General features: G+C 70.1%; 4 protein-coding genes. All 4 read right to left on the bottom strand.

What is annotated here, in order from left to right; all coding sequences use genetic code 11:
* Positions 1 to 671, bottom strand: a 671-nt coding sequence (locus EIO58_RS13380; protein WP_164861700.1) for an ATP-binding cassette domain-containing protein, incomplete at its 3' end; no start/stop codon positions are given.
* On the bottom strand, positions 668 to 1,474 hold the full coding sequence (locus EIO58_RS13375) for an ABC transporter permease (RefSeq protein ID WP_240658836.1): 807 nt from the start codon (positions 1,472 to 1,474) through the stop codon (positions 668 to 670). The genes EIO58_RS13375 and EIO58_RS13380, both read right to left, overlap by 4 nt.
* A gap of 50 nt (positions 1,475 to 1,524) precedes the next feature.
* Positions 1,525 to 2,520 carry an ABC transporter permease gene (locus EIO58_RS13370; RefSeq protein ID WP_164861699.1) on the bottom strand — a complete coding sequence of 332 codons (996 nt, stop codon included), beginning with the start codon at positions 2,518 to 2,520 and terminating at the stop codon, positions 1,525 to 1,527.
* Positions 2,517 to 4,436, bottom strand: a 1,920-nt coding sequence (locus tag EIO58_RS13365; protein ID WP_240658835.1) for an ABC transporter substrate-binding protein, incomplete at its 5' end; no start/stop codon positions are given. The genes EIO58_RS13370 and EIO58_RS13365, both read right to left, overlap by 4 nt.

Raw genomic sequence — 4,436 nt, 5'->3', positions numbered from 1 at the left:
CGCATCACCAGCACGTCGTCGGTTCGTCCGCGCACGAGCCCGAGATCGTGCGAGATGAGGATGACGCACAGGCTGCGGGCGCGTTGCACCGCCCTGAGCAGATCGAGGATCTCGGCCTGGTTCGAGGCGTCCAGAGCGGTCGTCGGCTCGTCGGCGATGATCAGGTCGGGGTCGGCTGCGAGCGCCGCGGCGATGGCCACGCGCTGCCGCATCCCACCCGAGAGCTGGTGCGGGTAGGAGCGCGCGACGTGCGCGGGAAGCTTGACCTCGGCGAGCCTTTCGGCCACGGCCCGATCGCGCGATGTCCGTGACAGTCGGCGCGCCGCCGCGGCATCCAGCGTCCACCCGATCTGGTCGCCGCAGCGGTGCACGGGAGAAAGACTCGTGAACGGGTCTTGGAGCAGGAGCGTGACAGTGCGACCGCGCACGCCTCTCCACTCGGCGTCGCTCGTGTCGAGGCGGACGACGCGAGAGCCGATGCGCACCGAGCCCTCGGCGCGGAAGCCGCGCGGAAGCAGGCCGACGAGCGACTTGGCCGTGAGGGTCTTGCCCGACCCGGACTCGCCGATCACCGCGAGGGTGCGGCCGGGTTCGATCGCGGCGTCGAGCGGCGCGACCATCGGGCCGTCGTGCCCGATGACCGTCAGGCCCTCGATCCGCACGCCGTTCACAGCGCCTTCCCCACCTGTGAGAGCCGCTGGCCCGCCCAGTCGCCGACGAGGTTCACCGCCGACGCGACGACGATGATGAGCAGCGCGGGGACGACGACCGCCCACGGGTTGTCGAACATGATCGCGCGGTTGTCGATGAGCTGTCGGCCCCAATCGGCCGTCCCCGGCGGAACACCCACACCGAGGAACGACAGCGACGAGAACGCGACCAGCGCGAAGGCGACGTTGAGCATGGCGTTGGTGAGCACGAGAGTCGAGACGTTGGGCAGGATGTGCCGGAACATGACGCGCCAACGCGAGAGCGACAGCATCCGCGCCGCCTCGATGTACGGCCGCGCGGACTGCTCGAGCACGCCCGCGCGCACGATGCGGATGTCGGAGGGCGAGAACAGCAGGACCAGGAGGCCGACGGTCACCCAGTAGCCGCCGCCGAACACACCCGACACCACGATCGCCGCGAGCAGCACGGGCAGGGCCAGGAGCAGGTCGGTCCAGCGGCTGATCACGATGTCGAGCCAGCCGCGCTCGTAGCCGGCGAGCGTTCCGAGGACGATGCCCAGGCTCATCGACCCCACCGCGACGAACACCGGCCCGATGAGCGCGGAGGCGGCGCCGGCGACCGTCATCGCCCACACGTCGCGACCCAGTTCGTCGGTGCCGAGCGGATAGCCGGGGGTACCTGCGGGCAGCAGACCCGAGAGGATGTCCTGCCGCATCGCATCGGGGTACAACCAGCCGCCGAACACGACCGCGACTGCGGCGAGACCGAGCACGACGAACGCGAAGACGATGGTCCAGGGCACGCTCCTTCGCTTGGCGCGGGAGGGAGCGCTCAGCAAATCGATCGCGGCGGTCATGTGCGCGCCTCGTTCCGGCGGATGCGGGGATCGAGCAGGAAATAGGCGAGGTCGGCCAGCAGGGCGATGACGGCGATCGCCACGGCGACGAGGAGCGTGAGCGACTGCACGACCGCGATGTCTTTGAACAGCACGGAGTCCTGCAGCAGCGTCCCGAGACCCGGCAGCGCATAGGTCGTCTCGGCCAGCACGGTGCCGCCGACCAGGAAGGTGAGCACGAGGCTCGCGCCGGTCACGATCGGGATCGCCGCATTGCGCAGCGCGATGCGGCGCACCTGCGATTCGGGGATGCCGCGCGCACGGGCCGACGTGACGTAGTCCGTCTCGAACTCTCGGAGCATCGCCGTGCGCGTGAGCTTGACGACGATGGCGCCGAGGCCCAGGGCGAGGGTCACGGCGGGCAGCACGAGGTGCCGCAGCGTGTCGAGTCCGCCGGACCCCGCACCGTACACGGGAAAGACGCGGATGTAGTACGCGAACACGTAGAGCAGCAGCAGTCCGACGGCGAAGGTCGGGGCGCTGAGCCCCACGACCGCCAGGCTGTTCGCGGTGCGGTCGGCCCAGCCGCCGGCGCGCACGGCACTGTGCACTCCGAGCGGAACAGCGACGATCAGCGCGACCAGGAAGGCGAGGCCGCACAGCGCCATCGTGATGCCGACACGCTGACCGATCGCGTCGGCGACCGGCACCTGGAGCCGGATGGACTGGCCGAGGTCGCCGGTGACGAACCCGCCCAGCCACTTCAGGTACTGCAGCCACACCGGGTCGTCGAGGTTGTACTGCTCGCGGATCGCCGCGACCGCCTCCGGCGACGACGGCCGGTTGCCGAGCAGGTTCTTGACGATGTCGCCGGGCGCCAGGTGCATGAGCGAGAAGATCACGATCGACAGCACCAGCAGCACCGCGAGCATGCCGAGCACGCGCACCGTCAGCAGCCGGCCGACGGACCGGTACCGAGATGCGCGTGCTCGGACGGGGAGCTGCTGCGTCACTGGCCCATCCGGTACAGCTGGGTCGGCCACGACGAGATGAACGCGAACGAGCTGTAGTCGTTGAGCCCCAGGTCGTCCGCGAAGGCTGTCGCCGACTGGCCCCACCACAGCGGAACGTTGACCGCGTCCTCAGCCTGGAGCGTCTCGGCCTGGATCAGCAGATCCACTCGGGCGGCCGGGTCGGACTCCGCGCCGGCTTGCGCGAGCAGGTCCACGATCTCGGGGTTGTCGTACGCGGACGGGTTTCCGGCGCCCAAGAGATAGCTCGGCACCTCGGCCGGGTCTCCCAGCGTCGAGAAGTACCACATCAGGCCCACGCCGTGGTCGGACGAGGCATCCAGGCTGGCCAGCCATTCCTCGATCGGCACCTCGCGCACGTTGAGAGTGATGCCGATCTCGGCGAGGTTCTGCGCGAGCGCCTGCGCCGCCGTGCCGAGCTGAGGGCCGGTGTTGGGCGTCAGCAGCTCGGCCTCGAAGCCCTCGGGCACCGACGACTCGTCGAGGGCCGCCTGTGCGGCATCCAGGTCGAACTCCCACTGCGGGATCGCGGCGAGCGCCTCGCGTGCTTCCTCCGCGGTGTACACGTTGCCCAGCGACTCGGGCGTCATGATCGCGGTCGCCGCCTCGCCGTGGCCTCGCAAGAGGCGGTCGACGTAGGCGTCGCGATCTACCGCGTGGGCGAACGCCTGCCGCACCTTGGGATCGTCGAACGGCGCGATGCTGGTGTTGAAGTACAGGCCGACGTACGACAGGTCGTTGACGTAGTCCACTCGCATGGTGTCGAGGCCCTCCCACTGCTGCGACTGGGCGAGCGGGACGTTGAACGCGACATCCACGTCGCCCGACTGCGCGGCGAGGAGGCGCGTCGACTCGTCGGGCACGAAGTTGACGGTGATCTCTTTCACCTTCGGCAGCTCGCCCCACCACGTGTCGACGCGTTCGAAGGTCACGTGGGAGTCAGGTGCGAACTCGGTCACCCTGTACGGCCCCGAGCCGAGCAGCAGCGCGTCGGCGGTGCCGACCTTGCCGTCGTGCTCTTCCCAGAACGCCTTCGATGTGATGAACGCGGCGCCGCCCGTGCTCATGTTCGCGGCGAACGCCGCGTCGGGCTCGGTCAGAGTGATGGTGACCTCGCTGTCGCCGGTCTTCTCGATCGTGTCGACGTTCGTCAGGTAGTACGCGAGCCCGGGCGAGCTCGTCTCATCGCGCGCCTGCTCGAGGCTGAAGACGACGTCGTCGGCCGTGACCGGGGTTCCGTCGTGGAAGACCGCGTCGTCGCGCAGCTCGTACACGTACGTGATGTCGTCGGTCTGCTCCCACGATTCGGCGAGCCCCGGCTGAGTGCGCCCCTCCGCGTCGACCGAGACCAGGCCCTCTTGCGCGATCGAGGCGATGTAGTAGTTCAGGATGCCGGCCTCCTGGCCGACGTACAGGCTCGAGAGCGAGCCGGGCAGGGCCACCGTGATGTGGTCGATCTCGGCGCCCGAGTCGGGACCGGCGGTGGAGTCGGGGGCAGGGCCGGAGCAGGCTGCCAGCAGCAGCGCGCCTGCGGCGGCCACGGCGCCGGCTTTCGCCAGCCGGGCCGGGGACGGGATCGACATGATGGGACTCTCCTCGGGTGTGAGTGCTGCGGTGCGGAACCGGGCGCGGTGGCTTTCGCTGCGCCGGCGGGCGTCGAGGATGGCCTCGACTTCGGCGGGGATCGGACGGTGAGTGGCCAGCGTGCGGATCGCCGCCGCGACGGCGGGAATGGACGCCGCCTCGACGAGTGTCGCCGCCGACATGCGCCGCGTGAAGGATGGGGCGACGCCGAGGGCCCGAAGGCCTGCGGGAAGGGTGGCGCCGGCGAGGTCGGATTCGGCGACGAATGCCGTGCCCAGGCCGTGGGCGGCGAGCGCGATGGCGGCGTCGGGCCG

The sequence above is a fragment of the Microbacterium sp. CPCC 204701 genome (assembly GCF_004010105.1).
Lineage (GTDB): Bacteria > Actinomycetota > Actinomycetes > Actinomycetales > Microbacteriaceae > Microbacterium.
This window is presented reverse-complemented; position numbering and strand designations above follow the sequence as displayed.